Origin of the sequence: Alcaligenes sp. YSL9, from assembly GCF_030515105.1 — a bacterium.
Lineage (GTDB): Bacteria > Pseudomonadota > Gammaproteobacteria > Burkholderiales > Burkholderiaceae_B > Alcaligenes > Alcaligenes phenolicus.
This window is the reverse complement of sequence record NZ_JALXJU010000001.1, coordinates 1,598,490-1,625,131: the sequence shown is the minus strand read 5'-3', so window position 1 is coordinate 1,625,131 and position 26,642 is coordinate 1,598,490. Positions and strand designations below refer to the sequence as shown.

Genomic DNA, 26,642 nt, shown 5'->3' with positions numbered 1-26,642 from the left:
AGCCTGTCTGTGCGCGCAGGCTGTCCGGAATCAAGGCGTTTTTGACTGCTTTTTCGGATCAGCCGCTTGCACAGTAAAAAAATAAGGCCATTGCTCTTGAAATGCACGCAGAGTTCCCCATATGCATTTCATCAAATAATTTGCTTTCGCAATCAATCTTTTAGTCAGGTAAAAAATCATGGGCAAAATCATTGGTATTGACCTTGGAACCACCAATAGCTGTGTATCGGTGTTGGATGGCGACCAGGTTCGTATTATCGAAAATGCCGAAGGCGGTCGTACGACCCCTTCCATCGTGGCTTACATGCAGGATGGCGAAATCCTGGTTGGCGCTCCTGCCAAACGCCAGGCGGTCACCAACCCCACCAACACTATCTTCGCTGTCAAGCGCTTGATCGGTCGTAAGTTCACTGAAAAGGCAGTTCAGACAGACATCGAGCACGTGCCTTACACCATCACTGCCGCCGACAACGGCGACGCGTGGGTGGAAGCTCAAGGCAAGAAGATGGCACCTCAGCAAGTGTCCGCCGACATCTTGCGCAAAATGAAGAAAACCGCCGAAGACTACCTGGGCGAAGAAGTAACCGAGGCCGTGATTACCGTGCCTGCTTACTTTAACGACAGCCAGCGTCAGGCAACCAAGGACGCAGGCCGCATTGCCGGTCTGGAAGTCAAGCGCATCATTAACGAGCCTACCGCCGCAGCTTTGGCTTTCGGTCTGGACAAGGCTGACAAGGGTGATCGCAAGATCGCTGTGTACGACTTGGGTGGCGGTACGTTTGACGTGTCCATCATCGAAATCGCCGACATCGACGGTGAGAAGCAATTTGAAGTGCTCTCCACCAACGGTGACACCTTCCTGGGCGGTGAAGACTTTGACAAGCGCATCATCGACTACATCATCGACGAGTTCAAGAAAGAAAGCGGCGTTGATCTGTCCAAGGATGTGCTGGCCTTGCAGCGCCTGAAAGAGTCCGCTGAAAAAGCCAAGATCGAGCTGTCGTCCACGCAGCAGACCGAAATCAACCTGCCTTACATCACGGCAGATGCTTCCGGTCCCAAGCACTTGAACCTGAAGATCACTCGCTCCAAGCTGGAAGCGCTGGTCGAGGACCTGATCGAACGCACGATCGAGCCTTGCCGTGTTGCCATCAAGGATGCGGGCGTGAAGGTTTCGGAAATCGACGACGTGATCCTGGTCGGCGGCATGAGCCGTATGCCCAAGGTGCAAGAGCGCGTTAAAGAGTTCTTTGGCCGTGACCCACGTAAAGACATCAACCCTGACGAAGCTGTTGCCGCTGGTGCAGCCATTCAAGGTTCCGTGTTGTCCGGCGATCGTACCGACGTCTTGCTGCTGGACGTGACTCCTCTGTCCCTGGGTATTGAAACCCTGGGTGGCGTCATGACCAAGATGATCCAGAAGAACACCACGATTCCTACGCGTCACTCGCAAGTGTTCTCCACGGCTGACGATAACCAGCCTGCTGTGACCATCAAGGTGTTCCAGGGCGAGCGTGAAATCGCTGCCGGTAACAAGGCTCTGGGCGAGTTCAATCTGGAAGGCATTCCACCAGCAGCACGTGGCCTGCCACAGATTGAAGTGACCTTCGACATCGACGCCAACGGTATCTTGCACGTGTCCGCCAAAGACAAGGGCACAGGCAAAGAGAACAAGATCACCATCAAGGCAAACTCCGGTTTGTCCGACGAGGAGATCGAGCGCATGGTGAAAGATGCCGAGGTCAACGCAGCAGAAGACCACCGCATCGCTGAGCTGGCTGTTGCACGCAACCAGGCCGAGGCTTTGATTCACTCCACCCGCAAGTCCATGACGGACTACGGCGACAAGCTGGAAGCGGCAGAGAAAGAAGCCATCGAAAAGGCCATCGCTGATCTGGAGGAAACTCTGAAAGAAGGCGATAAGGAAGCCATCGACGCCAAGGTGGAAGCACTGGGTGTGGCCTCGCAGAAACTGGGCGAGAAGATGTACGCCGACATGCAGGCTCAAGCCGCAGCACAAGAAGGTGCTGAAGGCACAGCCCAGCAGCCCGCCGACGAGAACGTGGTCGACGCTGACTTTAAAGAAGTCAAACGCGATCAGTAATTGCGAGCCTGAATAAGGTTCCCTGGCCCGATCTTTGGCGGCATACGCTGGAGATCGGGCATTATTATTCAAACAGCGGCGTTTGGACGTCGTTAATCAAACATGGCAAAACGCGATTTATACGAAATTCTCGGTGTGGCCAAAAATGCGACGCAGGATGAAATCCGCAAGGCGTATCGCAAGCTGGCCATGAAGTTCCACCCTGACCGTAATCCGGATAGCAAGGACGCCGAGGAAAAGTTCAAGGAAGCCAAGGAAGCGTACGAGATCCTGTCCGACGAACAGAAACGCGAAGCCTATGACCGCTATGGTCATGCCGGAGTCGATCCCAATGCCGGCATGGGCGGTATGGGTGGCGGCATGGGCGGGGCCGGATTTGCAGACGCCTTTGGCGATATATTTGGCGAAATCTTTGGTGGTGGCGGCGGACGTCGTGGCGGTGGCCCTCAGGTTTACCGTGGCGCGGACTTGCGCTATTCGCTGGATATCAGCCTGGAGCAGGCAGCAGCCGGTTTTGATACTGAAATTCGTGTACCAAGCTGGGAAAACTGCGAAACCTGCTCGGGTTCGGGTGCCAAGCCCGGTACCTCTGCACAGACTTGTCGCACTTGCCAAGGTAGTGGCGCGGTCCGTATGCAGCAGGGCATTTTCAGCATGCAGCAAACCTGCCCGACCTGTCACGGTAGCGGCAAGGAAATTCCTGATCCCTGCGTGGTGTGTCACGGCGAAGGCAAGGTCAAGAAGACCAAGACTTTGCAGGTCAAGATTCCAGCCGGTATTGATGATGGCATGCGCATCCGCTCCAGTGGCAATGGTGAGCCTGGCGTTAACGGTGGTCCTGCCGGTGACTTGTATGTGGAAATCCGCATCAAGCCGCACGGTATTTTCCAGCGTGATGGCGAGGACCTGCATTGCGAACTGACCATCCCCTTTACCACGGCGGCCTTGGGCGGAACGGTGGAAGTGCCTACCTTGACAGGGCGTGGCGAAATCACCATCCCTGAAGGCACCCAAGTGGGCAAGACCTTCCGCTTGCGTGGCAAGGGTATCAAGGGTTTGCGTTCCAGCTACCCCGGTGACTTGTACTGCCACATTCAAATCGAGACACCTGTACGTCTGAACGAAGAGCAAAAGAAATTGCTGCGTCAGTTTGAACAGGCCTTGAGCGATGGTGGCGTCAAGCACTCGCCAAAAAGCGAATCCTGGACGGACAAGGTGAAGGGTTTCTTCTCCTGAATCCTGGCAGGGCTCCAGCAAGGAGTCGCCAAGTAGAAAGTAAAAAGCCCGGTACTTTTGTACCGGGCTTTTTTACGCCTGCTCAACGTTCAGGCAAGCGGGGTTGCTGGCTTGATCAAGGTTGGGCATCCAGTGGCTCTGGAGCCGGCGCTGTCACCGGAGCCTGTTCTGCGGTTTCAGGTGCTGGCGTGGCGGCACCTTGCTTTTGACGCTCATGGTCAGCGGCAATCGCTACGACCATTTCCTTGGGTTTCAGGTATTTGCGCAAAACCGCATTGACTTGCTCCGCATTGAGCTTTTGCAGATCCTGGTCCATTTTCTCGGACCATTCAAAGCTGCGGCCCAGATCCAGGTAATTCAACCACGCACTGCTGACCACGGTGTCCTGGCTGCGCGACAAGCGGCGGTAGTTCAGCAAGGCATTCACACCTTCCTTGACCTCTTGCTCGCTAAAGCCATCTTTCAGTGTTTGGGCCAGGACCTCGTCGATAGTCTTGCTCAACTTATCGCTATTGCTGGGAGCGTGAATGGCATAGACCGTCCACGAACCCTTGGGTTCATAGCTGGACGCATCCACCTGGCTGCGTACGTTGTAGGACAAGCCATCCTCTACGCGCACACGGTTCCACAAGCGCGAGGTTTCAGACAGGCCCAGCAAATAGTTGGCCAGATAGACAGCCGGGAAGTCCGCATCGCTGTCTTGCAGTTTCAGGCCCAGGTCCGCCAGATAGAAAGCATTTGCCTTGTCCGGCGTGTTGATGTCAAAGACCTTGGGAGCCACGGTCTGCAGTGGATCGTCCGGACGCTGGTAGGTCGGGGCTTTGCGCCAGCCTTTCAAACCATCGGCCAACGCCTTGCGAACCTCGTCCTTGTCAAAGTCACCCACGGCACTAAAGGCGACATCACCCGTACCGTAGAATTTTTGATGGAAATCCCGCACCTGTTTGATGTTAATCGCCTGGACTCGCTCTATGCCTTCTTCAAAGCTGGGCGTGTAGCGGATATCGTCTTTGGGCCATGGGTTGGTGTAGCGTTCAATCGCTTGGCTGGCCAAAGCAGCAGGTTCAGTGCTGGCCGATTTCAGATCGGTGACCACGGCTTGCTGATATTTCTTCAGCTCGTCCTCGGGGAAGTTTGCATTGCGCAGCACGTCCAGCGCCAGAGCAATGGCTTTGGGCAGGTTCTCGCGGTTGGAGGACAAGCTCAGGTACAAGCGACCATTGGAGCCGCTGGTGCTGAACTGGGTTTGCATGGCGGTGAACTGATCAGAAATCTGTTCGCGGTTCAGTTTCTTGGTGCCGGTGCTCAGCAGGCTGGCGACGGCTGCAGCGGTAGCGGTCTGGTTCTTGAGCTGATCAGGTGAACCAAACTTGAAGGACAAGCGAGCCTCCACGCGTTCCGCACGAGTTCCCTTGGGCAGCAGGGCCATTTTCACTTCGCCCAGATCCTTATCCAAGGACAAGGGCTGCAGATCGGTGCGAGCCATGATGTTGGCAGGGCTAGGATCAAAGGCTTCTACCGTTTTGCCGCCATCCTTGCCGGTGTAGTCCTGGACCAGCTTGGCCACATCAACGGTGCTGGCTTCAGGAGCTCGCAGCGGTTTTTCTGTGGGGATGTACAAGCCATTGCTGCGGTTGCTGGCGACCAGCCAGGTTTCCAGCGCCTTTTGAACTTGGGGCAGCTTGGCAGCTTCGACCCGGTCGCGCTGCAGGAAAAACAAACGCCAGTCGCCGCTGGCCGCGGCTTCGGATAACGCGCTGGCCAGACTGGAGGGGTTGGCATAAGTTTGTGTCCAGCCCGTCATCCACTGGCTGCGGATGCGCTCCAGGTCCGTATCTTTCAACGGGGATTTGGCCAGGCCTTCCAGCGTGTCATTCATGACCTTCAAGGCCTTTTGCTGATCCATATCAGGTTTCAGCTCCGCACCAAACAGGGCGTAGCCTGGATCGTGGCTTTCGGAATCAAAGCTGAATACGCTGGTGGCCAGGTTCTTGTTGACCAGATTCTTGTACAACTGTCCGCTGGGGGTGTCGCCCAAGGCGCTGATGCCCAGGCTCAAGTCCATGTATTCCGGGCTGGCAGCGCTGGGCAGGTGGTACAGCGACATGATCAGGGGCGCACCACCGTGACGGCGCAAGGTGACTGTGCGGGTACCGTCTTGCACGGGTTCAACCGTGTATTCGGGGCGCAGCGTGCGAGTCGGTTTTGGTATGGAGCCAAAGGCCTTGGCAATGTGCTCCAGAGTCTGATCGGTGTCGAACTGCCCGGTCACAAACAGCACCGCATTATCGGGCTGATAGTAGTCGTGGTAGAACTTGCGCAGTTGTTCAATATCCACGTTTTCGACGTCGGAGCGGGCGCCAATCGTGGTCTTGCCGTAGCTATGCCATTGGTACGCAGCGGCTGTCAGCTTTTGCATCAGAACACGGAAAGGGCTGTTTTCACCGCTTTCCATTTCATTGCGCACCACGGGCATTTCCGCTTCCAGATCCTGCTTGTCGATCAAAGCGTTGACCATCACGTCGGCTTGCCAGTCCAGATACCATTTCAGGGTCTCGGGATCAGCGGCGAAGCTGGCAAAGTAATTGGTACGGTCGCTGGAGGTGGTGCCGTTGGCTTCCAGGCCACGTTTGGAAAATTCTCCCAGCGCATTGCGCAGGGTGGGGGTGCCGCGAAACAGCATATGCTCCAGAAGGTGAGCCATGCCGGTTTGCCCATAGTTCTCGTGCCGCGAGCCGACCAGGTAGGTCATGTTGACGGTGGTCGTAGGTTTGGAATCGTCTGGGGCCAGAACAAGGCGCAAGCCATTGTCCAGCGTGTATTGAGTGACGCCTTCGACAGAGGGGCCTTGGGCCAGACCTGCGGGTAGGGCATAGGCTGCCAGCGAAGTGGACAGCAGCGCAGCCCCTGCAAGATGGCGCAGGCGCAGGGCGGCAATCAGTACAGAGAGTTTCATGAACACATCCTTACGGTTTTAGCGATGAAAAAGCCAGCCAAGCCGACCAGTGTCTTTTGTAGCATGGGGCCGTTTGGCTGGGTAGGCGACTTCTCTTGCAAATGTCCTGCACCATCGAAAAAAAGCCCACCAGGGGTACTGGTGGGCAAAACAGCAAGAAACCGGTCCCTGATCTTCAGTCAGGTTTGCGCTTGAGTCTGTGCAGCGCATCATGACGGAGATGGCCGATGCTGCCGGTCAAAAACTCGTGCAAGGCGGCCAGTTGGCCCGGATTGTGCTGAGCAGTGGCCTTGATAATGTGCTGCGCAGCGTGTTCCATATTGGCGATCAGGCGTTTACATCGTTCCTGATTGGGGTAGAGGCAAGTCATGCGTCCATCGCGAGGGTGTGGCTTGCGAGTCAGATAACCAGCGTGCTCCAGCCGGGTAATCAGGGCGTGGTTGCCACTAGGGCTAAGGTGCAGGAGCTGAGCCAGCCTGCCCGGCGACAAGTGTTTAAGCTCCAGTACAAATTCCAGTGCCTTGTATTCGTTCAGGCTCAGGCCCGCTTCTTGTGCCAGTTCGTGCTTGTTGGCTTCCATATAGACATCGAACTGACGCACCATCATGCGAACAATGTCGCCTCGCATATGCCCTGACAAAACCTCCTCTTGAGGATAGGGGGCAATCCAGTTCTTGGTAAGGGGCCGCTTATCGGACATATATACAAGTCCTTAGCGGGGTGGGCCGCCCAGCAGTCCGCTGACCAGGCCCGTGACAGGGGTCAGCAGGCCGTTATTGGTGGTGCCTCCTTTTGCCCCTTGTTCCGGGCTTACTCCACCTTGCAAACCGCCGACCAAACCGGCGGCCAAGTTAGTCACCGGAGTCAAGAGTCCACGGTTTGCTGTCTCGCCTCCAGCTAGGCCACCACTTAAACTGCTGACTAGGCTACTAGTGACAGGGCTTAATAAGCCATTATTGGCTATAGCATCGCCGTTCAACCCAGTGCTCACCTCGCTTACTAAGTTTGTAATGGGAGCCAATAAAGCATCGTGGCTCTCGGCTCCATGACCTAAGCCATCGACTGCATTAGCGAGAGGGGGTAATAATCCGCTGTTGCCATTGTTTCCGGGGCTCAATGAGCCAAGAAGAGGCATCAAAATATCCGTATTCTGGATGGGGGAAATTGCTTTCCCATGGGTTCCGTCTGTCGCTTGATTCGGCATAGGAGCGGGAGCGGTAACGAGGGGACCATTGAATTGGATGCCCGCACTGTGAGCAATACGGCGCAAGTTGGCGATTAAGCCTTCACGGACAATGGGCGTCAGGTCAGCACTTTCCACTGTGTCCAAGAAAATTGCTAGCCCTTCCTCAAGAGTGATAGCAATTTTATTGCCGCCTTCTAATATGAGATAGCCGAGATCTAGGGCGTCGCGCATGCGGGTGGAAGCGTCAAGGACACGAAGTCTCCTTAAGTCGTCGACAGTCATATTAAGAAATATGCTTCCTTCATCCAATACCTCACCGGCATGGGTTGCCAAATAGTATGTTTTAAAAGACGTGAGCTGGTCGGCTGTCAGTGCAAGATCGCCTAGAGTTTTTTGGAATGCTCCGGGCTGACTAGCTGAGCTTTTGAATGTGATAAGACTTTCCTTAATCTCCAATTGTGCGGGAGACTCAGGGGCTTGGGGGCTAAGTATGTCGGCCTGGGCTGACAGCGAAAGCAGGCTGGTCGTAATAGCGAGCAAAATAATCCTGCTGGATGCAAAGCGTATCTTTGTAATCATGACTTACTCCATCTAGTGTTCAGGATTGCTTAGCCATTTCAGGTAGCGATGCGAGAAGTCCTGGGATTCAGGAAGAGGGCGGTGCAGGCCCCATTCGCCCGTCTTGTTCAGCGAGGGGGGGCCAGCAAACCACCGAGCAGCCCTGTTACGGGGGCCAGAAGGCCGCCATTGCTGGTGTCTCCATTTCCATTAAGACCGACAAGGACATTCGTGACGGGGGCAAGCAGACCATCGGTGGTTCCCGTATTCAGGCTTGTTCGTGGGGCCGAGTCGGGTGATAAGGTTGGCAAGGGAGACAAAAGAGTATTCCCTTGAAGTAAAGCGTCTGTAGCCGCAGCAATTCCGTTGGTTGCATGTCCCAATATGGACGTCAGGGGATTAGGTTCATTAGGGACGTCGTAGAGCAGGCCGCCTGTACTGAGAACGGCATCGCCTACGCCATGAAGCAGTCCCGATGCAGCCTGTCCTGCTTGCAAGGGAAAATCGGTAGCAGCCACTGTGTCACCCAGAGAGTCGAGTGATTCATGTGCCAACTGGAGCGCGGGGCTTAACACCTGCCCCGGCTTGAGCCAGGAATGAAGTTGATTGTGCAAAACTTCAAACGTCACCTCGAATTGGACGTAGTCTAGAACGGAGTTGTCCAGGCCCTGACCCAGTAGTGTTGTTGTCGGTTCCAGTTCAAGGGGAAGAAGATTGTCAACCGCCCTTCCCAAGTTGCCCAGACTGCTTTCTAGAACTTGGGCCTGCGCGGTCAGCGAAAACAGGCTGGCTGTCAGGCTGAGCAACATGATCCCGCTGGATGCAAAACGTGTCTTTCTAGTCATGACTTACTCCATCTAGTGATCAGGATTGCTCAGCCATTTCAAGCAGAACTGAGGGAGATCCTGGGGTTAAGGAATAGGGCGGTGTACGCCCCATCCCCCGTGCTTAGCGAGGGCCGCCCAGCAGTCCACCGAGCAGTCCGGTTACCGGTGCCAGCAAGCCGCCATTGTTGGTGCCTGCAGCGGCTCCACCACCAGCGTTGACGCTGCCCGAGGCGCTGGTATCTACGGAAACAGTTGCACCGCCGCCCAGGAGCCCGCCGACCAGGCCGGTCACAGGTGCTAGCAGGCCGCCATTGGCAGCGTCACCGCCTGCCAGGCCGCCAGTCAAACCACCTACCAGACCCGTGACAGGAGCCAGCAGGCCGCCGTTGGCCGCATCACCGCCGCCCAGGCCGCCCACCAAACCACCGACCAGGCCTGTCACGGGTGCCAGCAAACCGCCATTGGCTGAATCACCGCCTGCCAGGCCGCCAGTCAAACCACCGACCAGGCCCGTCACGGGCGCCAGCAAACCGCCATTGGCTGCATCACCGCCGCCCAGGCCGCCTACCAAACCACCGACCAGGCCCGTCACGGGAGACAGCAAGCCACCGTTGGCTGTGTCGCCGCCACCCAGACCACCCGTCAAACCACCGAGCAGGCCGGTCACAGGGGCCAGCAAGCCACCGTTGCCAGCATCACCACCGCCCAAACCGCCAGTCAGTCCGCCGAGCAAGCCGGTTACTGGCGAGAGCAGCCCGCCTTCCCCATTACCTGTCAGCCCGCCAGTCAAGGAGGCGACAGCTTGTGTGGCGTGATTCAGGGTGTTGCCCAGCGGGTTCGTGTTGGTATCTGTTTTATGCAAGAGGCCACCGACCGAGGCAACAGCCTGACCCAAGTGGTTAACGGTGCCGCCCAGACCCAGAGGGGTTGCGCCATCAATCTGCGTGCCCACATTGCTCAGGGCGCTGCCTACGCCACCCAGCAAAGCATTGATAGGCTGACCAACACCCAGACCGTCACCCACTTGTTGGGTGACATGAGTGACCGTTGCACCAACAGGAGCGACTACGGTGTCCAGGGTCTCGCCGACATTGCCCAGGATGGGGTTCAAGCCAATGGGCAAAATGTTGTCGACTGTCTGGCCTACATTTGCCAAGGCAGGTTCCAGGATAGGGGCAGCATCAGCACCATTGAGCAAGTCGCCCAGCCCCAATTGTCCTGTCAGGGGATACAGCAGACTGCCTTCACCCAGCAGGGAGCCTGTCAGTGCAGCAACACCGCTGGTTGCATGGCCCAGTACGGCTGTCAGCGGCTTAGGATTGTTTGCATCAGCGTGAAGCAGGCCGCCTGCGCTACCCACGGCATTGCCCAGACCGCTCAGCAAGCCTCCAACACCCTGGCCCAGATTCAGGGGCAGGCCGCTGTTACCCAATTGCTCGCCCAAGTTGGTGACGACGCCGCCAACTTGCTGTGTCAGACCATTGATGGGTTGGCCCAAGCCGGTTGCGCCACCAATTTGTTGAGTCAGGCCTGTTGCCGTGTCCACGACAGGAGCGACTACGGTATCCAGTGTTTTGCCCAGTTTGCCGCCGGTATCTTGCAAGCCGACTGGCAGGACGTTGTCGACGGCTTCACCTACATTATTCAGAGTGGTTTCCAGTGGGCCCGGCGTACGCGTGGGGGGATTACCGCCGTTATCGCCACCGCCGTTGTCACCACCGCCGTTATCGCCACCGCCGTTGTCACCGCCGCCGTTGTCACCGCCGCCGTTGTCACCGCCGCCGTTGTCGCCACCGCCGTTATCACCGCCGCCGTTATCGCCACCGCCGTTATCACCGCCGCCGTTGTCGCCACCGCCGTTGTCACCACCACCGTTGTCACCACCACCGTTGTCGCCGCCGCCGTTATCGCCACCGCCGTTATCGCCACCGCCGTTGTCACCACCGCCGTTGTCGCCGCCGCCGTTGTCACCGCCGCCGTTGTCACCACCACCGTTGTCGCCGCCACCAGTGCCTGGGCCTGGATTGGTGGGGGTTTCCGATCCGCCGCCACCGCTGCCACTACTGCCACCACCGGATAAACTGCCGCAGGCAGTCAGCGCTAAAGTGCTGGCCATCAGGGTGGCCAGGAGTGTCAGGCGCAGGCCTGGTTTCTTGCTGTCTGTATTTTTATGCATTGCTTGCTCCAATAAATGATCGGGGGACTTGCTTGCTTCCTGAGTCTAGTTAAGCAATTCACGTGCCAATTTATTGGATTGCCTGCAAGCCGCATGTAAGCTGGGTTTGGTGAGAAGTAGAGGAAAAAAAGAGGGCTATTTGTTACGGGTTTTAGGGGCTGGGCGGAACGTGTTACGTAACAAAAAAAGAACCGCTGACAAGCAGCGGTTCCGTAGGGGCTTAGCAGGGTGCTCAGGAGGCTCGTGGCACCAGGGCCTTGGCATCCAGCCAGGCTTTGGTGTTTTGCCTGAAGGTGCTCATGCTGTCGACCAGAAAGTCGTACATGGCAATCAGCTGGGCAGGGTTCTGATTCGCTGCCGTGTTGATCGCCTGGTTGATAGCACGTTCCTTCACAGCCAAGACTTCACGGCATTTGTCCATTACCGGATGCAAGGCAATCACACGCTTGTCCAGGGGGTGGCGGCCGCGGGTAATGTAGCCCCTGTGTTCCAGACGGTTGATCAGGGCGCTGACACCGCTGGCACTCAAGTCCATCAAATGAGCCAACTGACCTGTAGGCAATGCATCGAATTCCATGATGTATTCCAGTGCTTTGAAATCATTCAAGGGGATATTCGCTTCTTCGGCCAAGCTGGCTTTCAGGGCTTCTGCGTAGATGGTGAACTGACGGCCCAGCATTTTGCCCAGATCCATCAACATCTTTTCTGACAACATGCTTTGCTCATCGCTGTGTGAGGACCAGTTGGAGCGAGCCCCGGCGCCTTGGGCGCCAGGATGAAAGCTCACTGGCAAACTGACCGGGTTCATGACTTTATTCATCATTTCAGGCCACCTCCCAGCAAGCCACCGAGCAGACCAGTTACCGGGGACAGCAAACCACCATTGGCTTGTTCGCCGCCGGCTGCGCCAGCGTTTGCCTGTACGTTGACGCCACCTGTCAGGCCACCGACGAGACCACCGACCAAACCGGTAACGGGTGCCAGCAATCCACCACCAGCCTGACCTTCTGCTGCTGCGCCACCACCGATCGAAACACTGCCTGTGATGCCACCCAAAAGACCCGTGACAGGAGCCAGCAAGCCACCGTTGGAGGCATCACCACCCGTCAGGCCACCAGTCAAACCGCCCACCAGATTGGTGACGGGAGAGAGCAGGCCGCCGGCCGCGCCGTCACCGCCACTCAAGCCACCAGTTAATCCACCGACCAGATTGGTGACAGGGGAGAGCAAGCCGCCGCTCGCGCCGTCGCCGCCAGCCAAGCCACCAGTTAGTCCACCGACCAAGCTGGTGACAGGGGCCAGCAATCCACCGCTAGCACCATCGCCGCCACCCACACCACCTAACAGTCCGGTAACGGGTGCCAGCAAGCCACCACCTTCTCCACCTGTGATACCGCCCAGTCCGCCCGTCAGGGAGGCAACGGCCTGGGTGGCGTGATTCAAGGTATTACCCAGGGGGTTGGTGTTTGTATCAGTCTTGTGCAGTACACCACCCACCGAGGCGACGGCCTGACCCAAATGGCCTACCACACCGCCCAGCCCCAGAGGTGCTGCATTGTCCAGTTGGCTGCCCACATTACCTAAAGCGCTGCCAACACCACCCAGCAAGGCGTTGATGGGTCGGCCAACACCCAGGCCATCTCCCACTTGTTGGGTCACATTGGTGACGGTGGCAACCACAGGCGCTACCGTGTTGTCCAAGGCACCGCCCACATCACCCAGAATCGGGTTCAGCCCCAGTGGCAGAATGTTATCTACGGTTTGTCCGATATTGCCCAGTGCAGGCTGCAGGACAGGTTCTCCCCCCTCTGCCAGCAAGATACCCCCCAGGCCTAGCTGCGCTGTCAATGGATGCAGCAGGCTGCCTTCTCCCAGCAAGGAGCCGGTCAGCACTTCTATGCCTTTGGTGGCGTGGTGCAAGGTGTTGCCCAGTGGATTGGGGTTCTTGGGATCGTTGACCAGCAAGCCGCCGACCGAACCCACGGCTTGACCCAAGTGGGACAGCAGACCGCCCGCACCCTCACCCAGGTTCAGGGGCAGGCCGGTTTTGCCCAGTTGATCGCCCAGATTGGTCACTACACCGCCGACTTGAGTAGTCAAGCCGTTGACGGGCTGCCCCAGTCCGGTCACACCACCGACGGTGCGTGTGGCATCCGTCACGATATTGGTAACGGGTTTGAGCGCGCCATCCAGCGTTTTGCCCAGTTGATTGCCTGTTTTGCTCAGGTTCAAAGGCACTACGTTGTCGACAGCCTGGCCCAGATTGCCCAGTGCATTTTGGGTCAGGCTAGTGTCCTTGCCACCGCCGTTGTTTCCGCCGTTATTGCCGCCGCCGTTGTCGCCACCGCCGGTACCGCCGTCACCGGGCTTGGGCAGGTTAGGGTCAACAACAGGGGGGCGAACCGACACATCCAGGCCGTCGCGAACACCGCCGCGCGAGGAGCAACCGGCCAGAACGGCGGCGCTGATGACCAATGTAGCGACAACGGCACGTTGCAAGTTGCGGTGTACCGAGGCGTTTCTTGCTGAATTCCTTGCTTTCATGTCTGACTCCGATTTGAAGTGTAAGCACGCCCTTCAAGGGCTGTTGATAGACATGAAGCAAGTAGCGTGCCAAGTTCTGTTTTTGTTGTTGTGTTTTATTTTTATTGTTGTTAATCAATGTGTTGTGAGTTTTTCTGGTTTTTGTGGATCAGGATTTCATCAAAAAACAGGGTCGGTGTGAGCGTGTTTAGAGCTGTTTTTGTGGGGTGTTCCGTTCCTGTTACGTAACGTTTTTCGTAACACCTGAGGCCGGAATCTGCCGAAATGGAAAACAAAAAAGGCCATCTTGCGATGGCCTTGGGGAAAAATCGGCAGTAAGGGTACCGGCAGGATGCCTGCTAAAAACCGTCGTAGAAGAACAGAAAGTTGGTGTTCAAGCGTACTTTGCGTTTGTCGGAGTTAACCGGCAAATCGCCCAGCGGTTTGGCGACGTTGATGTCAAACAGATAGTGTTTGTTATTGGACAGCCGTACACCAATGGCAGCGGAACGCAGGCGTCGATTGTTATAGCTGTTCAGTCGCTCCAGGTTGTACCAGGCGCGTGCCCAGTCATAGGCAATATAGGGTTGAATGTTGTTGAGCCAGGTGGAGGAGTTCGTAAAGCGTCGATTGATTTCCAGCGTGGCGCCTATGCCTTTATCGCCAGCCAGCTCGCCTTGCGGATAGCCATAGCCATGTCGCCAGGCACCAAAAGAAACCTGTTCGGAGTTTGGCAGGACGTTCGAGCTGTACTGGCCGCTGGCCGAAAAGCTCATGCCAAATTGCCCTGGCAAGGCCAGATTCTGCTTGAAAGAGGCGGTCCAGCGGGTGAAGTCCAAGTCCAGATCGGACTCGGCATCACGTTGCAAGTAGGTGTTCAGAGACTTGCGGGCACCCATGGCATCCAGACCCTTGTACACCCCCAGATTGACCTCGCGAGATTGACGCTGCGAGGCATCGGTATAGCGCAACTCAGCCTTCAGGGCGCGTACGTCGGTGGTGTTCTCGATCCAGACATTGTCCAGCGTCTTGTGGGTGTAGTCGTCCAGGGAGCGACTGGCATAAAAACCTGCCGTGCCTTTCAGACTGCGTTGATTGTTCAAAATAAAGGGATAGCTGATTGCCGCCCCGATACGTTCGTTGATGACCTTGCGGTTCCAGCCCTGGCTTTCCAGAACTTCATCACGCGGCTTGGAACGGTAGTGATAGCCATCAATCTCCAGATTCAAGCCATTACCGGTCAGGGGAATGGTCAGGTTGCCGCTGACGTACTTCACGTCCTCAGAGCTGGTGGGGATGGCGGCAGTCAGCTTCAGCTCTTCGCCCAAAGGCGTCAGGCTATTGGCGCTTAACTGCACCAGAGCCTGTTTGCTGGAGCCCATTTCCGCCACGCTGGCATTTGCGCTGAAAGATTTGTGCTGTGCATTGATGACCAGCTCGGAGGCGCCATCAGTACGTACGGGCATGTCCAGCTTGGGATCTATTTTCAGGCCCGGAACGGTGCGCAGCAGATTCATGGTGCGCTCCAGCGTGCGCTGGGTAAGCGGCTTTTCATCCACCATGGCTTTGGCGATACGATCGATGCGAGCCTGGCTGCGTCCTGGATCGCCTTCAATACGAACACTGCCTACATGGCCTTCCACCACCGTGACCTTGATGTGTCCTTGTGCAAAGTCCTGTTGTTGCAAGATGGCAAAAGACAGGGGGTAGCCCTGCTGCTGATACAGGGCGGTGATCTTGTTCACCTCGTTGATCAGCTGGGCAATGCTAAGCGTTTTACCGGCCAGCGGTTCCAGAATCGCGGTGATCTGTTCAAAAGGAATGCTGCGACTGCCGCTGACATCAAAGCTGCGCACCACCACTTGCAGCTGTAGTTGCTGCTGCAATTGAGTCTGGGCGGCAGCGGGCGGAATGTTTAGAGATGGCGCACGCGTGCTGGGGGCCGGTGCATTAATGGGCGGCAAAGAGTCGACCGGGTTCCCCCGCAAGGGGGCGTCCGCCCAACTTACTGAACCAGTAGCGGCCAGCCCCATAAATAATCCCAAGCTCACAATCAGGCTGGGATTTTTTTTTCTAAGGAAGGCCAGTGACAAGTGATGCTTGGGATTCATATTCATTAATCATTATTCGCTGTAAATCGGGCGCTTTTTTCTACTGTGCCGTAGTTTAACTTCGCTGTCACTTTTTGCTGTTTGAAAGCAGGGTATTTCCTCTTAGTGCTTTAAAAAACTTTAACTATTACATTTTGAAACGTAAAAAAAATAGCCCTGATTTAGCTCGTTAGCAAACAGTCTTGTATGTCTGTATTCATGCTTAGTTGGGGCTGCGCGGGTTTTCCCTTGCTAACAGCAATAAATTGAAAAAAAGCTACTTTCTTTCAAGTAATTAAAGCTGGCTTGCAGACGCCTTGCAGCAGTAGCCGGTCAGTTTTTCTGTTGCATTCTGAAATGATAAAAACAGTAACATTAACAAACTTCGACACAATACAGGTAAGTAAAGGTTTCAAATTAGCTGTTTTTTGGCCTTTTTCTATGGGAAATTGGCTGTTGTAAATACACAATCATGCGTTTTTCGTATCTTTGGGCTAGAATTCGTTTGTGTATTTGATGTTTGTTACACGTAAACCCTAGTAAAAACAGATACATACATGGGTTTAAGATGATTTCAACTGAAAAATACAAAAATTGATAACAGTTAGCAGTGGAAGTTGCCAAAGTTGGCAAAGTGTTGTGCCCCAAGGGGCCTTGAATCCTCGCTGTTGAGGGTAATTTTTTCTTTTTGAATGGGGACAGTCATGAAGACTCAACTTCAGCAATTCTGGAACGATGAAGACGGTGCAACGGCTATTGAGTACGGCCTGATCGCAGGGCTGATCGCTGTGGCGATCATCGGTGTCTTGACCGCGCTGGGTACGAATTTGGATGCTCTTTTTACAACGATATCTGACAAGATCAGTGGTGCAAAGTCCGTCACGTAATAGTTTTTACGGACTCTTGTTTTGATTAAGTAAGACGTTTTGATGGTGCATCAGCCACTTCAGGTCTGGCTGTATCTTTTAGCTTGAATGGCTGATGCTTATGCCCGTTTTAATTAAGCTTTTCTTTATTTTTATTCTGCTTTTCTTTTCCGCTCAGATTATCTATAGCGATCTGAAGCTCCGGAAAATCCCTAATGCCTTATTAGTTTTTTATGGTTTGGCGGTTCTGTTGCACAAGGTTTTTGTCAGTGTGTCCTATGGCCTTCCCTGGGGATGGGTGGCGGGCTGGGGGGACTCCCTGATCGGTTTTGCAGCCGCCTTGATCGTGTTTTATCCAATCTGGTTATTGCGTTTGATGGGTGCGGCCGATGTGAAGCTGATGGCCGTGCTGGGCCTGGCCCTGGGGTGGAAGGAAGCAGGTATGGTGGTGTTGTTTGGCACGGTACTGGCGGGTTTGCATGCCTTGGTATTGGTGCTGATTCCATCCTTGGAACGTAAGTACGGATTTGCTTTGCCGGGAACCCGCGTCAAGGCGCGTAGTGTGCCTTTAGGGGCCTGGTTATCCCTTGCAACAATGGGGTGGGTATGGATTCAAAATCAATAAAGCCCCCACGAGAGGGCCAATTAGCAAAACGGCGTGGCGTAGATAAAAAATACCAATATGGAGCCTACGCACTGGAATTTGCATTCGTTTTCCCATTGTTGTTTCTCTTCATGTATGGCTTGCTGACGTTCGGTCTGATCATGACCGCGCAGCAGTCTCTTAATTTTGCGGCCGAATCCGGTGCCCGCGCTGCTTTGATTGAGCCAGGCGCAGGGCCGGGTGGCCCCATGCTCAGTCCGGATCGCCTGCAAGCACGAGTAAATCGGGCCAAGGAAGTGGCCGCCGATCAGGTGCAGTGGCTAAGCACTTGGGTAGGTAGTGAGCATGTGCGCATCACCACAGATTTGCTCAGTGATGAGCTGCGTGTGGGGATTGTGTACGACTACCTCCAAGCCCCCCTGATTCCTCGTTTTGCTCCCGATACCTTGTTTGCGCTGGTTGTGCCCGAACAGTTAAAGGGCAATGCGCAGATCAATCTGCTGGTTGCCGGTGAAGTGGGCACAGCGGGAGACACGCCATGACACGTGCCGCCTGTTTCCTTTCTGCTGCACAACGTCAGCAAGGTGTTGCTGCCATCGAGTTTGCCTTGATGGTGGGGATTCTGTTGTTGATCTTCAGCGGCATCATCACCTTCAGTTCCTTGTTTCTGGCCAAGCAAAAAATGGACCATCTGGTCGGCGATCTTTCTCGCCAAGCGACGATGCAGGTCAAGAACGCCGATGAGATCGCGCCTTTTATAAATCAGGAACTGGCCAGGAACTATGGCAGGGGCCAAGCCAAGAGCGACGCGTTCTTGCATTGGTTTGGCGACCTGAGTGCGGATGTTCAATCCCAGGCTTGTGCCTCGGAGCCTCAGTATGACTGCGCCCAGCTTTCCCTGAAGCTGGAGCTTGAACCCGGAATTCTTTCTCAAACCCTGGATCTGTTCAGGCCTGAAGAGGGTCAGGCAGATCAATTGCGCAGCTTAAGCGCCAAGACACTACTCGTACTCAGGAGACCACATTAATGAGCGGCATTATGAAGGGGGCGGCAGTCCTTTTATTGCTGATCGCAGCCGTATTGGTTGCGTTTGCCTTGTACCTGGGCATGAAGCCCAAACCCGAGGTGGTCCAGCCTGTGCTCAGCACGCAAAGCGTAGAGCCAGCAGCCAACTTGCAGGCGGTGGTCGTGCTCAAACGGGATGTGAAAGCGGGGGAAACCTTGCAGGCTGATGCCCTGGAATTGGCGCAGTGGCCTGCGGCCCCTGCCCAGTCTTTCAACACGCTGGAAGCCTTGAGCGGGAAAACCCTGCGTTTTGACTTGGGCCAAGGGCAGCCGGTGTTAAGCAGCTTCATCGCCAAAAGTCTGGCCAGCTATCTGGAAGAGGGTGAGCGCGCCGTCAGCATTCCCATTGATGTGATTACTGGCGCCAGCCACAGGGTAGAGCCGGGCGATTTGGTCGATATCTTCATTACCTTTAACAGCGGCAACGAAGTCAATGACACCCAGGCCCGCCTGTTGATGTCGCGTGTGCGCGTGCTGGCCTATGGCGGTGCTTCGCTGTCCGGGCCAGATCCGGCAGAGGCCAATGCGACGAATCGTGCCGAGACTCAGGCGCGCCACGCCATGCTGGCCGTCCCCCTGGAGTCGGTGAACGAACTCCTGCTGGCCAGCCGTAGCGGCAGCCTGCAACTGGTCTTGCGTGCTCCCAAGGACGAGAGCTTGCCGGACGCCTCCTTGTTCCCTGAATTTGCGGGTCTGATTCCCGCGCGTGCTGGTCTGGATGCGGATCAGCGTGATGCCTTGAAACTGCCGGACAACCGTGCCATGGCCGGTTTGGGCTTGCGTGAATTTGCAATCAGCCAGACCGAAAAAGAACAGGTGCAGGCACGAGCCCGGGCCAGCGGAGAGCCGCATGCTGCGCCGCCACGCCGCACGGAAGTTATTCGCGGGGGCCGTTTAGAGGTCATTCAGTATTAAGCAATACAGAGCTTGTTGTGGGGACGGGTCAGCCTGCCTGTGAGGGCTGACGGGACGCGACGCAAGGCAGCATGGATTAAACACATGAGACAGAAAATCAAAAAAGCAGGTCTGGGTTTGGGGTGCTGGTATGCGCTCTGCTTGTCGGGTTTGGCACCGGTGCCGGTGATGGCGCAAACGGCCCAAACCAGCGCCAGTCAGAAGGTGATACGTCTGGTGGCCAACGATCAGGATATTTTGCGTTTGTCGCAAGTTCCGCAGCGTGTGGCGATCAGCGATGAAAGCGTGGCGGATGTGCAAATTCTGTCTGCATCGGCCGGGCAGCGCGGCGAGGTGCTCCTGATCGGCAAACGCGCGGGTACGGCTGATTTGCGTGTCTGGATGCCTGGTCGCACGAATCCGGATCGCTGGACGATTGAGGTGACCAGTCAAGTGCAACAGCAACTGGCACAGGCGGGTCGCCCCATGTCGGCGCAGGTGTCCAGCGCCGGGCAGCAGTCCTTGATTACGGGTAGCAGCCCCTCTTTGCTGGATCACCAGGATGCCATGGCCGCCGCACGCTCCGGCGCTGGTCCGGATGCGCCGGTGCTGGACCTGTCCGAGGTCAGCACCAGTGGCATGGTGCAGGTGGAAGTCAAAGTGGTGGAAGTTTCCCGCGAAGTCATGAAAGACATTGGCCTGAGTGCCAATGCCATTGGCGGCAAGCCCTGGTCGGGCGGGGTGAACTTGTTGCCCAAGGCTTTAACGGGTGGCTTGAGCCTGGGGTACAACTCGAGCAACTTCAGTGCGACCTTGAATCTGCTGGAGCAAAATGGCCTGGCCCGTGTGCTGGCCGAGCCGACTTTGGTGGCCATGTCAGGTCATAGCGCCAGCTTTTTGTCCGGTGGCGAAATTCCCATCCCCAGTTCGGGCGGTTTGGGAACAACGACGGTGGAGTACAAACCTTTCGGGATCGGTCTGACGGTAACGCCAACGGTGCTGTCTCCCGAACGTATTGCCCTGAAGGTTGCCCCTGAAGCCAGTGATCTGGATTACTCGAATGTGGTGCAAATGCCCGGTGGCGGTGTGATGCCTTCTTTGCGTACCCGTCGAGCCGATACAACTATTGAGCTGGGTGATGGCCAAAGCTACATCATCAGCGGGCTGGTGTCGCGCCAAACCGCCGCTGCCGTCAAAAAGATTCCCTTCCTGGGGGATTTGCCGATTCTGGGTAGTTTTTTCCGCAACGTGCAGTACAGCCAGAAAGAGCTGGAACTGGTCATTGTCGTCACTCCCCGTCTGATCAAACCTATCCAGAAAGGCGCCACGATTGCCTTGCCGGGTGGTCGTCAGGAAAAACTGGATGACGCACCCAATGCCTGGGGCTACTTCTTGCTGGGCCGCCATGGTTACGAGCAGATGCCAGGGTTTTCGCGCTAAGCGCGTGGAGTGGTGACGTGCAACGATATCGGGAATACCTCTTGTGTACAGAGCACCCCGAGCTGGCTGTGATGATCAACACGGCAGCTGCCGGGCTCCTGACGGTAAGGGCGATTGAGCCCACGACCGAGAGTTTGCGCCGGGAGCTGGCCAAGCAAGCGGAACCTTTGGTGTTTTTTGACTTTGTTCATGGACAGCATGGGGAAGAGAACGGACAGGTAGTAGGTTTGGTTCGCAGTCTGGCGCGGCTCGATGCCAGTGTGCAGCGTGTGGCGGTAGGGCGGGCATCCGTGCCCCAAGGCCCCGTCAATGCCTTGCGGGCGGGTGCCAACGAGTTCCTGAACCTGGACACGAACGAAGATCTGCATCATCAGTTGCAGGTATTGATTGAAAAGCTGGGTCAGACCCAGCACAGCCCTTTGCTGGACAAGCCTTTTCGCAGTGTGCTGTTGATGGGCGCGCGTATTGGTGTCGGTTGCAGTACCGCTGCCAGCAGTCTGGCCTGGCTCTTGCAACAAGAAATGAACCGCATGGGCAAGGAAGTACGAGGTTTGACGTCGGCCAAGCCCTTGCCGGTTGAACTGGTGCCGCTGTCCGAGCGAGTCGGTTTGCTGGATCTGGGAGCACCTACCGGGGACTGTGCCTTGTACATGGGCCTGGGTTCGGAATTTGACTTCATTCAGGCGGCATCACAGCGTCATCGAATGGACGACACCATGTTGCATTCGGCACTGGCACAACACAGCAGCGGCTTGAACCTGCTGTCTTTGCCCGCCGATGTGAATACCTTGAATCAAATCAGTCTGGAAGATTCGCTGGGTTTGTGCAGTTATTTGCGTGAACGCATGGGCTGCCTGGTGATTGATGCTGGCGGTTTTCCCAATCCGCGTTTTCTGGTGGAACTGGAATCGCTGGTGGACGAGGTGCTGGTGGTCACAGACCAAAGCATGGGGGCGCTGGTGTCTCTGGCCGAGTTCATGGCCTTGCGTGCGCAGTTCGATGCGCTGGCCAATGTGCGTCTGGTGGTGAATCAGTTTGATCCGGCTTACGGTTTTTCTGGGCAGGCCATTGCCGAGCGCTTTGATCTGGAGTTGGCCGCCGTGCTGCCGGATCGGCGTCTTGGGCATATGCGCAGCGCCGGTCTGGGCAAGATTCTGGTGCAAGTAGATGAGAAGGACCCCTATACCCGTGCCTTGCAAAGTTTGGCATCGGGTTTGATGGGGCGCAGGCAGGGGCTGTCACAAAACAAGGTCAGTACGGTTTTGGGACGGTTGAAATTCAGGTTCGGGGGCTGAACAGGCCCAAGCATGGAAAAGTAAGGCATGAACAATACTTCATTGCTCGGTGGGCGTCCCGACCTGATTCAGGTCCGGGAACAGGCCCATGAACATTTGCTGGCTCGCATCGAAGAGTTGGGAGCCGAGTTTGGTCGCTGGACACGGCAGGCCATACAGGATTTTGTTGGCATCGAATTGGCCAGCTTTGTTCGGTTGAAACGGGTGCCCGTCAACGAACAGGAAGTGCGCGAGATCGTGCAGGCGCTGACCCGCGAACTGGCGGGCCTGGGGCCTTTGGAAGACCTGCTGGAGGACCCGGCGGTTGAAGATATTCTGATCAACGGTTACGACAAGCTGTTTGTGTCGCGCGGTGGCGTGTTGGGCCAGGAGCCCAGTGGGTTTACGGATGATCAGCACGTGCTGCGTATCGTGCGCCGTATTCTGGCTCCGTTGGGACGCAGACTGGACGAGTCGGTTCCGATGGTGGATGCCCGCTTGCCCGATGGTGGCCGCCTGAACGTGGTCATTCATCCCCTGGCGGTGGATGGCCCCATGGTCTCTATCCGTAAGTTCCGCAAGGACCCGCTAAAGCCTGAAGATCTGATGCGTTTGGGCGCGTTTGACGAGCCGGTGGACCGGCTGCTGCAAGCCGCAGTGAAATCGCGTTGCAATATTCTGATTTCTGGCGGGACCAGCTCCGGCAAGACGTCCTTGCTCAATGCCCTGGCTTTTTACATTCCCAAAACCGAGCGTGTCGTAACGGTGGAAGATACCGCCGAACTGGCCTTGAATCACCCGCATGTGGTGCGCCTGGAAGCACGTCAGGCCGGGTATGACGGCAGCGGCGAAATCTCGATTCGCGAACTCCTGCGCAACAGCTTGCGTATGCGTCCGGACCGGGTGGTCGTGGGGGAAGTGCGGGGTGCCGAGGTCATCGACATGCTGCAAGCCATGAATACTGGTCACGAAGGCTCCATGGCCACGATCCACGCCAACTCGCCGCGCGAATGTGTATATCGCGTAGAAATGCTGGCCGGGTTTGCGGGCTTTCAGGGCAGCGAGGACAGCTTGCGCAGACAGATCGCCAGCGCGCTGGACTTCATTATTCAGATTGGCCGCCTGCCCAATGGCAAGCGCCGGGTGCTGTCCATTACGGAAATTACCGGCATGGGCGATGGTGTGATTGCCATGCAAGAGCTGTATCGCCACGAATCCTATGTGCTGGATGATGGCACCGAGCAGGATCGCTGGGTCAGCCTGGGCATTCATCCTCATACCCGCAAGCTGATGCAGTACCGCGATCAACTGGCTAATGAGCAGGTTCAGGCTCAGGACAACACGCCTAAAGAAGGCGGTGGTTTCTGGGATTGGAGACGCTAAATGATGGCTTTGTATATCGCTTTGGCGGCTGTGATTCTGATGCTGGGCGCGGTGCTGCTCTGGGCCAAGGGTGCTCAGCGTCAGCAGGCCCAGCGTTCGGCACAGGTGCTCGAGCAGCAGCTGGCTTTGCGCCCGGCGGTGCAAAGTAGCGTACGAGCCCAGCCTAGTACGCAGGATGCCTGGTTGGGAGCACCCAAAGGCTGGCGGGAGTTCATGCTGCGCACCGGCATTCAGCCTTCACGCCGTTTTTATCTGATTCTTCTGTTGGGCACGCTGGTGCCGCCTGCTTTGTTGCTGGCTTTTGTCGGGCCGGTTGCAGGTGGGGCCATGCTGCTTGCCACCGTACTGGGCGCCTATACCTTTTTGTGGTTTCGCAGCGATAAGCGACACCGCAAAATCGTCTCTCAAATTCCGGACTTTCTGGATCTGATGGTGCGCTTGATCACCATTGGCAACAGCATGGGAGCGGCCTTTTTGAATGCGGCTGACAACACGCCACAACCCCTGGGCCAGGTATTGCAGGATGCAAATTCCCTGCACCGTTCCGGGCAGGATCTGGACGTAGCCTTGCGTGCTGTTTCGCGTCAGCACGGCTTGCACGAGCTCTTTCTGGTTGCCGCTGTAATCAGTGTGGCAATGCGTTTTGGCGGTCGCAGTGATCAGACCATGGAACGTATGGCCGGCTTCATGCGAGACCGGGAAAACGCCCGCAGCGAGTTGGTGGCCTTGTCTGCCGAGGTGCGCCTGTCCGCCTGGATTCTGGCGTTATTGCCGATCCTGATCGGTGTCTACATTCTGATTTTCAATAACGAGCTGTTCCTGACGATGTGGAACGACCCGGTGGGGTTTCGCATGCTGCTGTTCGCAGCAGTCTTGCAGTGTGTGGGCTGTTATTGGCTGTATTGGATGGCACGCAATGTCTAGGAGCAAGACATGATGGCCTTGGAAGCACAAACCGTTCTGGTCTGGGGAGCTGTGGCTTGCGCTCTGGCTGGCCTGATTCTGTTTGCCTTGTGGTTTCACAACCATTGGCAGCAGCGTCAGCAAGCCATGCGTTTGAGCCAGGCGGTGGATGAACGCCTGAAAGGCGCGCCGAACATGACGCAGGCGCCCAGCCAATCTCGCCAGACGGTGGAACAGATCAAGATGCAGGCAGGCAGTCTGGGCGAGCGCTGGCTGAAAGGGCGCTTCGGGTCCAGCCTGCTTAGCGAGGAAGATCGCGTACTCATCATGAATGCAGGCTTCAAGCACATTGATGTGGCGCGGCAGTATTTCGTCCTGAGTCGAGTCGGCCTGAGCATCGTTCTGATTGTCCTGTTCAGCTTGCTGCCCATGACTCGCAGGCTGAATGAGTATGTGCCGTTTGTGTCTGTGTTCATTGGCTTTGCCCTGGGCTGGATGCTGCCCAAATGGTGGCTGGCGCGCCGGGTCTCGCAACGTCGTCTGCGTATCGCTGCGGAGTTGCCCCTGTTTGTGGATTTGCTGCGTTTGCTGCAAGGCGTGGGCCTGTCCATGGACCAGACCTTGCACACTATCGAGCGCGAGTTCCATGACGTGATTCCCGTCATGGGCTCAGAGCTGACCATTGCGGTCGAGCAATATGCCCGTGGTCGTACTCGTGAACAGTCGTTGGAGCGGATTGCCAGCGGCTTTACCAACGAGGATCTGGCCGTGATCTGTCGCCTGATTGTGCAGGTGGACCAGCACGGTGGTGCGATGCAGGAACCCCTGCACCGCTTCGGTGTGCGCTTGCGCGAGCAGCGTCGCCTGGAGCTGAAAGCCAAGGTGGGCAAACTGACTGTAAAGATGACGGGCGTCATGGTGCTGACTTTGCTGCCTGCCTTGTTGATTATTACTGCGGGGTCAGGTTTTCTGGCCTTGTTCCGTGGCTTGAGCCAAGTGGCCGGAGGGTGACTTTGATGAAAATGTCGATATGGACTCGTCCCTTGATGCGCTGGGCTGCGCTGGGTTTGGGGAGTACTTTGCTGGTGGCGTGTTCCACCACGGACTCCGCCTATGAGCTGGTGCGTCAGCAACAGGAACAGGAAGCCTTCTTGCAGAGCAAGGAAATTGAGCATTGGGAAAAGCGCAGACCGACAGACAAGCAGATGGCGGTACGCATGCTGGAAGAGACGCAAAAACAGGGCCGCTACTTTGCGTCCCTGGCCTATGCCGAAGCCATGGAAAAGGAATATGGCGCAGACCCGGAGGTCATGGTGTTGCGGGCTGAAGCACAGCGTCAAACCGGACAGCTGGAGCAGGCAGCGCACACCTTCAAGGCCCTGTTGAATACGCCGGTGGCCGGACGGGCTTATCAAGGTTTGGGTTTGATTGCTGGCTCGCAAGAACACTTTGATCAGGCTGCTCATTTCCTTAAGCAGGCGGCTGGGCAAGACCCCACGAATGCGATTGTGCAAAGCGATCTGGCTTATGCCTACTTGCGTTCCGGTCGCCCTCAGGAAGCACGTCTGGCCCTGGGCAAGGCGGCCGAACTGGCCCCGGATAACCCCAAGATACTGAGCAATATGGCCTTGTATTTGCTGGTCAGCCAGGAAACGCAACGGGCTGGCTTTGTGATGCAGCAAGCAGGTATGGACGCCGCAACCCAGCAAGCCATTGTGCAGATGGCCGAACAGATTGGACAGGATCTGGAGCAATTGCACGCCCGTCAGCAAATGCAGAAACAACACGAGCTGCGCATGGCAGCGGCTGCAAAGGATGAGCAGGCCAGAGCCCAGGCGGTGGCATTGAGTCCGGCTACTCCGACGGCGATGGGCCAGGTGGTCTTGAACCGATCCGCCCAGGCACCAAACCCGGCCGTGACTCGTCCTGCTGCGGTTGTGGTTTCTTCTACGCAAGCGGGCTTGAACCGTCCCTTGCTGGAAAGCCTGGGCCCTGTGTCTTCGTCAATGAATTGATTGCCGTTTTTTCAAGGATATCGCAATGAACCGATCCCGCATTTTGGCCTGCTGCACCTTGTTGATGGCCAGTAGTGCCTGGGCGCAGACACAAGCTCCGCTGACTGGAACCATGGTTTCAGGCACCAGCACCTACCCGGTCAGCACCAGCCCGGCAGCGGCCAGCAATCAGGGTGTGCACACACCGGCCGCTCCGGCGGCAGAAACAGCGCCTGCTGAGCGTCAGCCTTACGAGAAGTACCGCTTGAGTGATGAGGAAGTACACCCTTGGCCTGAAGTGGAGGGCCTGCCTGTGCATGTACAGAACGAGCGCCGCCATATTCCGCCGCGCATCGAGGTGGGGCCTGATACCCGCAGCCTGCTCAGCATGCAGGCCGACCCGGACCGAGAAGGCAAGGTCTTGCCGGTGCATGGTGCGGCAGCCAATCTGGCCTGGGAGCGCTATTTGGAGAGCTTCAAGCATCCCATTCCTGAGTACATGAAAGAGCGCATCAAAACAAACGGCAGTGATTAAAGCCCACAGGGCTGGAGTGGGTCAGGAG

The 26,642-nt window shown here is 56.5% G+C and carries 22 protein-coding genes; 14 read left to right on the top strand and 8 right to left on the bottom strand.

Translation table 11 applies throughout. From position 1 onward, the window contains the following. Nucleotides 1–178 precede the first annotated feature (178 nt). Complete coding sequence (dnaK, locus tag M2Q46_RS07545) at nucleotides 179–2,104, top strand: molecular chaperone DnaK (protein ID WP_009459544.1); 1,926 nt, start codon at nucleotides 179–181, stop codon at nucleotides 2,102–2,104. Nucleotides 2,105–2,206: 102 nt separating this feature from the next. Beyond that, on the top strand, nucleotides 2,207–3,340 hold the full coding sequence (dnaJ, locus tag M2Q46_RS07540) for a molecular chaperone DnaJ (RefSeq protein ID WP_009459542.1): 1,134 nt from the start codon (nucleotides 2,207–2,209) through the stop codon (nucleotides 3,338–3,340). Between the two features lie 115 nt (nucleotides 3,341–3,455). Here dnaJ and M2Q46_RS07535 read toward each other — a convergent pair whose 3' ends face one another. The 8 genes from M2Q46_RS07535 to M2Q46_RS07500 form a co-directional block, all read right to left on the bottom strand. Further along, a complete protein-coding gene (locus M2Q46_RS07535) occupies nucleotides 3,456–6,296 on the bottom strand; it encodes a pitrilysin family protein (protein WP_251196855.1) in 2,841 nt (946 codons plus the stop codon). 175 nt (nucleotides 6,297–6,471) lie between these two features. Further along, a complete protein-coding gene (locus tag M2Q46_RS07530) occupies nucleotides 6,472–6,924 on the bottom strand; it encodes a MarR family winged helix-turn-helix transcriptional regulator (RefSeq protein WP_302356972.1) in 453 nt (150 codons plus the stop codon). Between the two features lie 84 nt (nucleotides 6,925–7,008). Further along, nucleotides 7,009–8,061 carry a hypothetical protein gene (locus tag M2Q46_RS07525; protein WP_035272103.1) on the bottom strand — a complete coding sequence of 351 codons (1,053 nt, stop codon included), beginning with the start codon at nucleotides 8,059–8,061 and terminating at the stop codon, nucleotides 7,009–7,011. A gap of 107 nt (nucleotides 8,062–8,168) precedes the next feature. Then, nucleotides 8,169–8,885: a hypothetical protein gene (locus tag M2Q46_RS07520; protein ID WP_302356970.1), complete on the bottom strand. Its 717-nt coding sequence runs from the start codon at nucleotides 8,883–8,885 to the stop codon at nucleotides 8,169–8,171. Between the two features lie 103 nt (nucleotides 8,886–8,988). Beyond that, nucleotides 8,989–11,043, bottom strand: coding sequence for a collagen-like triple helix repeat-containing protein (locus M2Q46_RS07515; protein WP_302356969.1), 2,055 nt, complete (start codon nucleotides 11,041–11,043; stop codon nucleotides 8,989–8,991). A gap of 232 nt (nucleotides 11,044–11,275) precedes the next feature. Next, nucleotides 11,276–11,866 carry a MarR family winged helix-turn-helix transcriptional regulator gene (locus M2Q46_RS07510; protein WP_226348979.1) on the bottom strand — a complete coding sequence of 197 codons (591 nt, stop codon included), beginning with the start codon at nucleotides 11,864–11,866 and terminating at the stop codon, nucleotides 11,276–11,278. Further along, nucleotides 11,863–13,587, bottom strand: a complete 1,725-nt coding sequence (locus M2Q46_RS07505; protein WP_302356968.1) for a collagen-like triple helix repeat-containing protein — start codon at nucleotides 13,585–13,587, stop codon at nucleotides 11,863–11,865. Before M2Q46_RS07505 ends, M2Q46_RS07510 begins: the two co-directional genes overlap by 4 nt. Before the next feature lie 338 nt (nucleotides 13,588–13,925). Further along, nucleotides 13,926–15,677 (bottom strand): ShlB/FhaC/HecB family hemolysin secretion/activation protein, encoded by a 1,752-nt coding sequence (locus M2Q46_RS07500; protein WP_239054525.1) that lies wholly within the window; start codon nucleotides 15,675–15,677, stop codon nucleotides 13,926–13,928. Nucleotides 15,678–16,360: 683 nt separating this feature from the next. Between M2Q46_RS07500 and M2Q46_RS07495 the strand changes: the two genes are divergently transcribed. From M2Q46_RS07495 to M2Q46_RS07440, 12 genes are all read left to right on the top strand, one after another. Continuing rightward, nucleotides 16,361–16,543 carry a Flp family type IVb pilin gene (locus M2Q46_RS07495; protein ID WP_021446907.1) on the top strand — a complete coding sequence of 61 codons (183 nt, stop codon included), beginning with the start codon at nucleotides 16,361–16,363 and terminating at the stop codon, nucleotides 16,541–16,543. A 94-nt stretch (nucleotides 16,544–16,637) separates the two neighbouring features. Beyond that, complete coding sequence (locus M2Q46_RS07490) at nucleotides 16,638–17,147, top strand: prepilin peptidase (RefSeq protein WP_367997713.1); 510 nt, start codon at nucleotides 16,638–16,640, stop codon at nucleotides 17,145–17,147. Next, nucleotides 17,129–17,668 (top strand): TadE family protein, encoded by a 540-nt coding sequence (locus tag M2Q46_RS07485; protein WP_266107999.1) that lies wholly within the window; start codon nucleotides 17,129–17,131, stop codon nucleotides 17,666–17,668. The genes M2Q46_RS07490 and M2Q46_RS07485 overlap by 19 nt, the downstream gene beginning before the upstream one ends. Next, nucleotides 17,665–18,153 (top strand): TadE/TadG family type IV pilus assembly protein, encoded by a 489-nt coding sequence (locus tag M2Q46_RS07480; protein ID WP_035272108.1) that lies wholly within the window; start codon nucleotides 17,665–17,667, stop codon nucleotides 18,151–18,153. Before M2Q46_RS07485 ends, M2Q46_RS07480 begins: the two co-directional genes overlap by 4 nt. Then, entirely contained in the window at nucleotides 18,153–19,106 is a 954-nt protein-coding gene (gene cpaB, locus M2Q46_RS07475) for a Flp pilus assembly protein CpaB (protein WP_239054522.1), read from the top strand. The genes M2Q46_RS07480 and cpaB overlap by 1 nt, the downstream gene beginning before the upstream one ends. Before the next feature lie 84 nt (nucleotides 19,107–19,190). Further along, nucleotides 19,191–20,525 carry a type II and III secretion system protein family protein gene (locus M2Q46_RS07470; protein ID WP_009459514.1) on the top strand — a complete coding sequence of 445 codons (1,335 nt, stop codon included), beginning with the start codon at nucleotides 19,191–19,193 and terminating at the stop codon, nucleotides 20,523–20,525. Between the two features lie 17 nt (nucleotides 20,526–20,542). Beyond that, nucleotides 20,543–21,820 carry a pilus assembly protein CpaF gene (locus M2Q46_RS07465; RefSeq protein ID WP_254498953.1) on the top strand — a complete coding sequence of 426 codons (1,278 nt, stop codon included), beginning with the start codon at nucleotides 20,543–20,545 and terminating at the stop codon, nucleotides 21,818–21,820. Between the two features lie 27 nt (nucleotides 21,821–21,847). Continuing rightward, entirely contained in the window at nucleotides 21,848–23,182 is a 1,335-nt protein-coding gene (locus tag M2Q46_RS07460; RefSeq protein WP_051316243.1) for a CpaF family protein, read from the top strand. Beyond that, nucleotides 23,183–24,106, top strand: a complete 924-nt coding sequence (locus tag M2Q46_RS07455; RefSeq protein ID WP_060186403.1) for a type II secretion system F family protein — start codon at nucleotides 23,183–23,185, stop codon at nucleotides 24,104–24,106. It abuts the gene before it with no gap. 9 nt (nucleotides 24,107–24,115) lie between these two features. After that, a complete protein-coding gene (locus tag M2Q46_RS07450; RefSeq protein ID WP_226348973.1) occupies nucleotides 24,116–25,096 on the top strand; it encodes a type II secretion system F family protein in 981 nt (326 codons plus the stop codon). 5 nt (nucleotides 25,097–25,101) lie between these two features. Beyond that, nucleotides 25,102–26,100, top strand: coding sequence for a tetratricopeptide repeat protein (locus M2Q46_RS07445; protein WP_302356966.1), 999 nt, complete (start codon nucleotides 25,102–25,104; stop codon nucleotides 26,098–26,100). A 25-nt stretch (nucleotides 26,101–26,125) separates the two neighbouring features. Continuing rightward, nucleotides 26,126–26,614, top strand: a complete 489-nt coding sequence (locus tag M2Q46_RS07440; protein WP_052159417.1) for a DUF3613 domain-containing protein — start codon at nucleotides 26,126–26,128, stop codon at nucleotides 26,612–26,614. Nucleotides 26,615–26,642: the final 28 nt, after the last annotated feature.

Coding starts and splice junctions, on each gene's coding strand:
- M2Q46_RS07460 (WP_051316243.1), top strand. CDS start 21,848: ATGAACAATACTTCATTGCTCGGTGGGCGTCCCGACCTGATTCAGGTC.
- M2Q46_RS07445 (WP_302356966.1), top strand. CDS start 25,102: ATGAAAATGTCGATATGGACTCGTCCCTTGATGCGCTGGGCTGCGCTG.
- M2Q46_RS07495 (WP_021446907.1), top strand. CDS start 16,361: ATGAAGACTCAACTTCAGCAATTCTGGAACGATGAAGACGGTGCAACG.
- M2Q46_RS07485 (WP_266107999.1), top strand. CDS start 17,129: ATGGATTCAAAATCAATAAAGCCCCCACGAGAGGGCCAATTAGCAAAA.
- M2Q46_RS07535 (WP_251196855.1), bottom strand. CDS start 6,296: ATGAAACTCTCTGTACTGATTGCCGCCCTGCGCCTGCGCCATCTTGCA.
- M2Q46_RS07440 (WP_052159417.1), top strand. CDS start 26,126: ATGAACCGATCCCGCATTTTGGCCTGCTGCACCTTGTTGATGGCCAGT.
- M2Q46_RS07505 (WP_302356968.1), bottom strand. CDS start 13,587: ATGAAAGCAAGGAATTCAGCAAGAAACGCCTCGGTACACCGCAACTTG.
- dnaK (WP_009459544.1), top strand. CDS start 179: ATGGGCAAAATCATTGGTATTGACCTTGGAACCACCAATAGCTGTGTA.
- M2Q46_RS07530 (WP_302356972.1), bottom strand. CDS start 6,924: ATGCGAGGCGACATTGTTCGCATGATGGTGCGTCAGTTCGATGTCTAT.
- M2Q46_RS07470 (WP_009459514.1), top strand. CDS start 19,191: ATGAGACAGAAAATCAAAAAAGCAGGTCTGGGTTTGGGGTGCTGGTAT.
- M2Q46_RS07520 (WP_302356970.1), bottom strand. CDS start 8,885: ATGACTAGAAAGACACGTTTTGCATCCAGCGGGATCATGTTGCTCAGC.
- cpaB (WP_239054522.1), top strand. CDS start 18,153: ATGAGCGGCATTATGAAGGGGGCGGCAGTCCTTTTATTGCTGATCGCA.
- dnaJ (WP_009459542.1), top strand. CDS start 2,207: ATGGCAAAACGCGATTTATACGAAATTCTCGGTGTGGCCAAAAATGCG.
- M2Q46_RS07455 (WP_060186403.1), top strand. CDS start 23,183: ATGATGGCTTTGTATATCGCTTTGGCGGCTGTGATTCTGATGCTGGGC.
- M2Q46_RS07450 (WP_226348973.1), top strand. CDS start 24,116: ATGATGGCCTTGGAAGCACAAACCGTTCTGGTCTGGGGAGCTGTGGCT.
- M2Q46_RS07525 (WP_035272103.1), bottom strand. CDS start 8,061: ATGATTACAAAGATACGCTTTGCATCCAGCAGGATTATTTTGCTCGCT.
- M2Q46_RS07490 (WP_367997713.1), top strand. CDS start 16,638: ATGCTTATGCCCGTTTTAATTAAGCTTTTCTTTATTTTTATTCTGCTT.
- M2Q46_RS07480 (WP_035272108.1), top strand. CDS start 17,665: ATGACACGTGCCGCCTGTTTCCTTTCTGCTGCACAACGTCAGCAAGGT.
- M2Q46_RS07515 (WP_302356969.1), bottom strand. CDS start 11,043: ATGCATAAAAATACAGACAGCAAGAAACCAGGCCTGCGCCTGACACTC.
- M2Q46_RS07500 (WP_239054525.1), bottom strand. CDS start 15,677: ATGAATCCCAAGCATCACTTGTCACTGGCCTTCCTTAGAAAAAAAAAT.
- M2Q46_RS07510 (WP_226348979.1), bottom strand. CDS start 11,866: ATGATGAATAAAGTCATGAACCCGGTCAGTTTGCCAGTGAGCTTTCAT.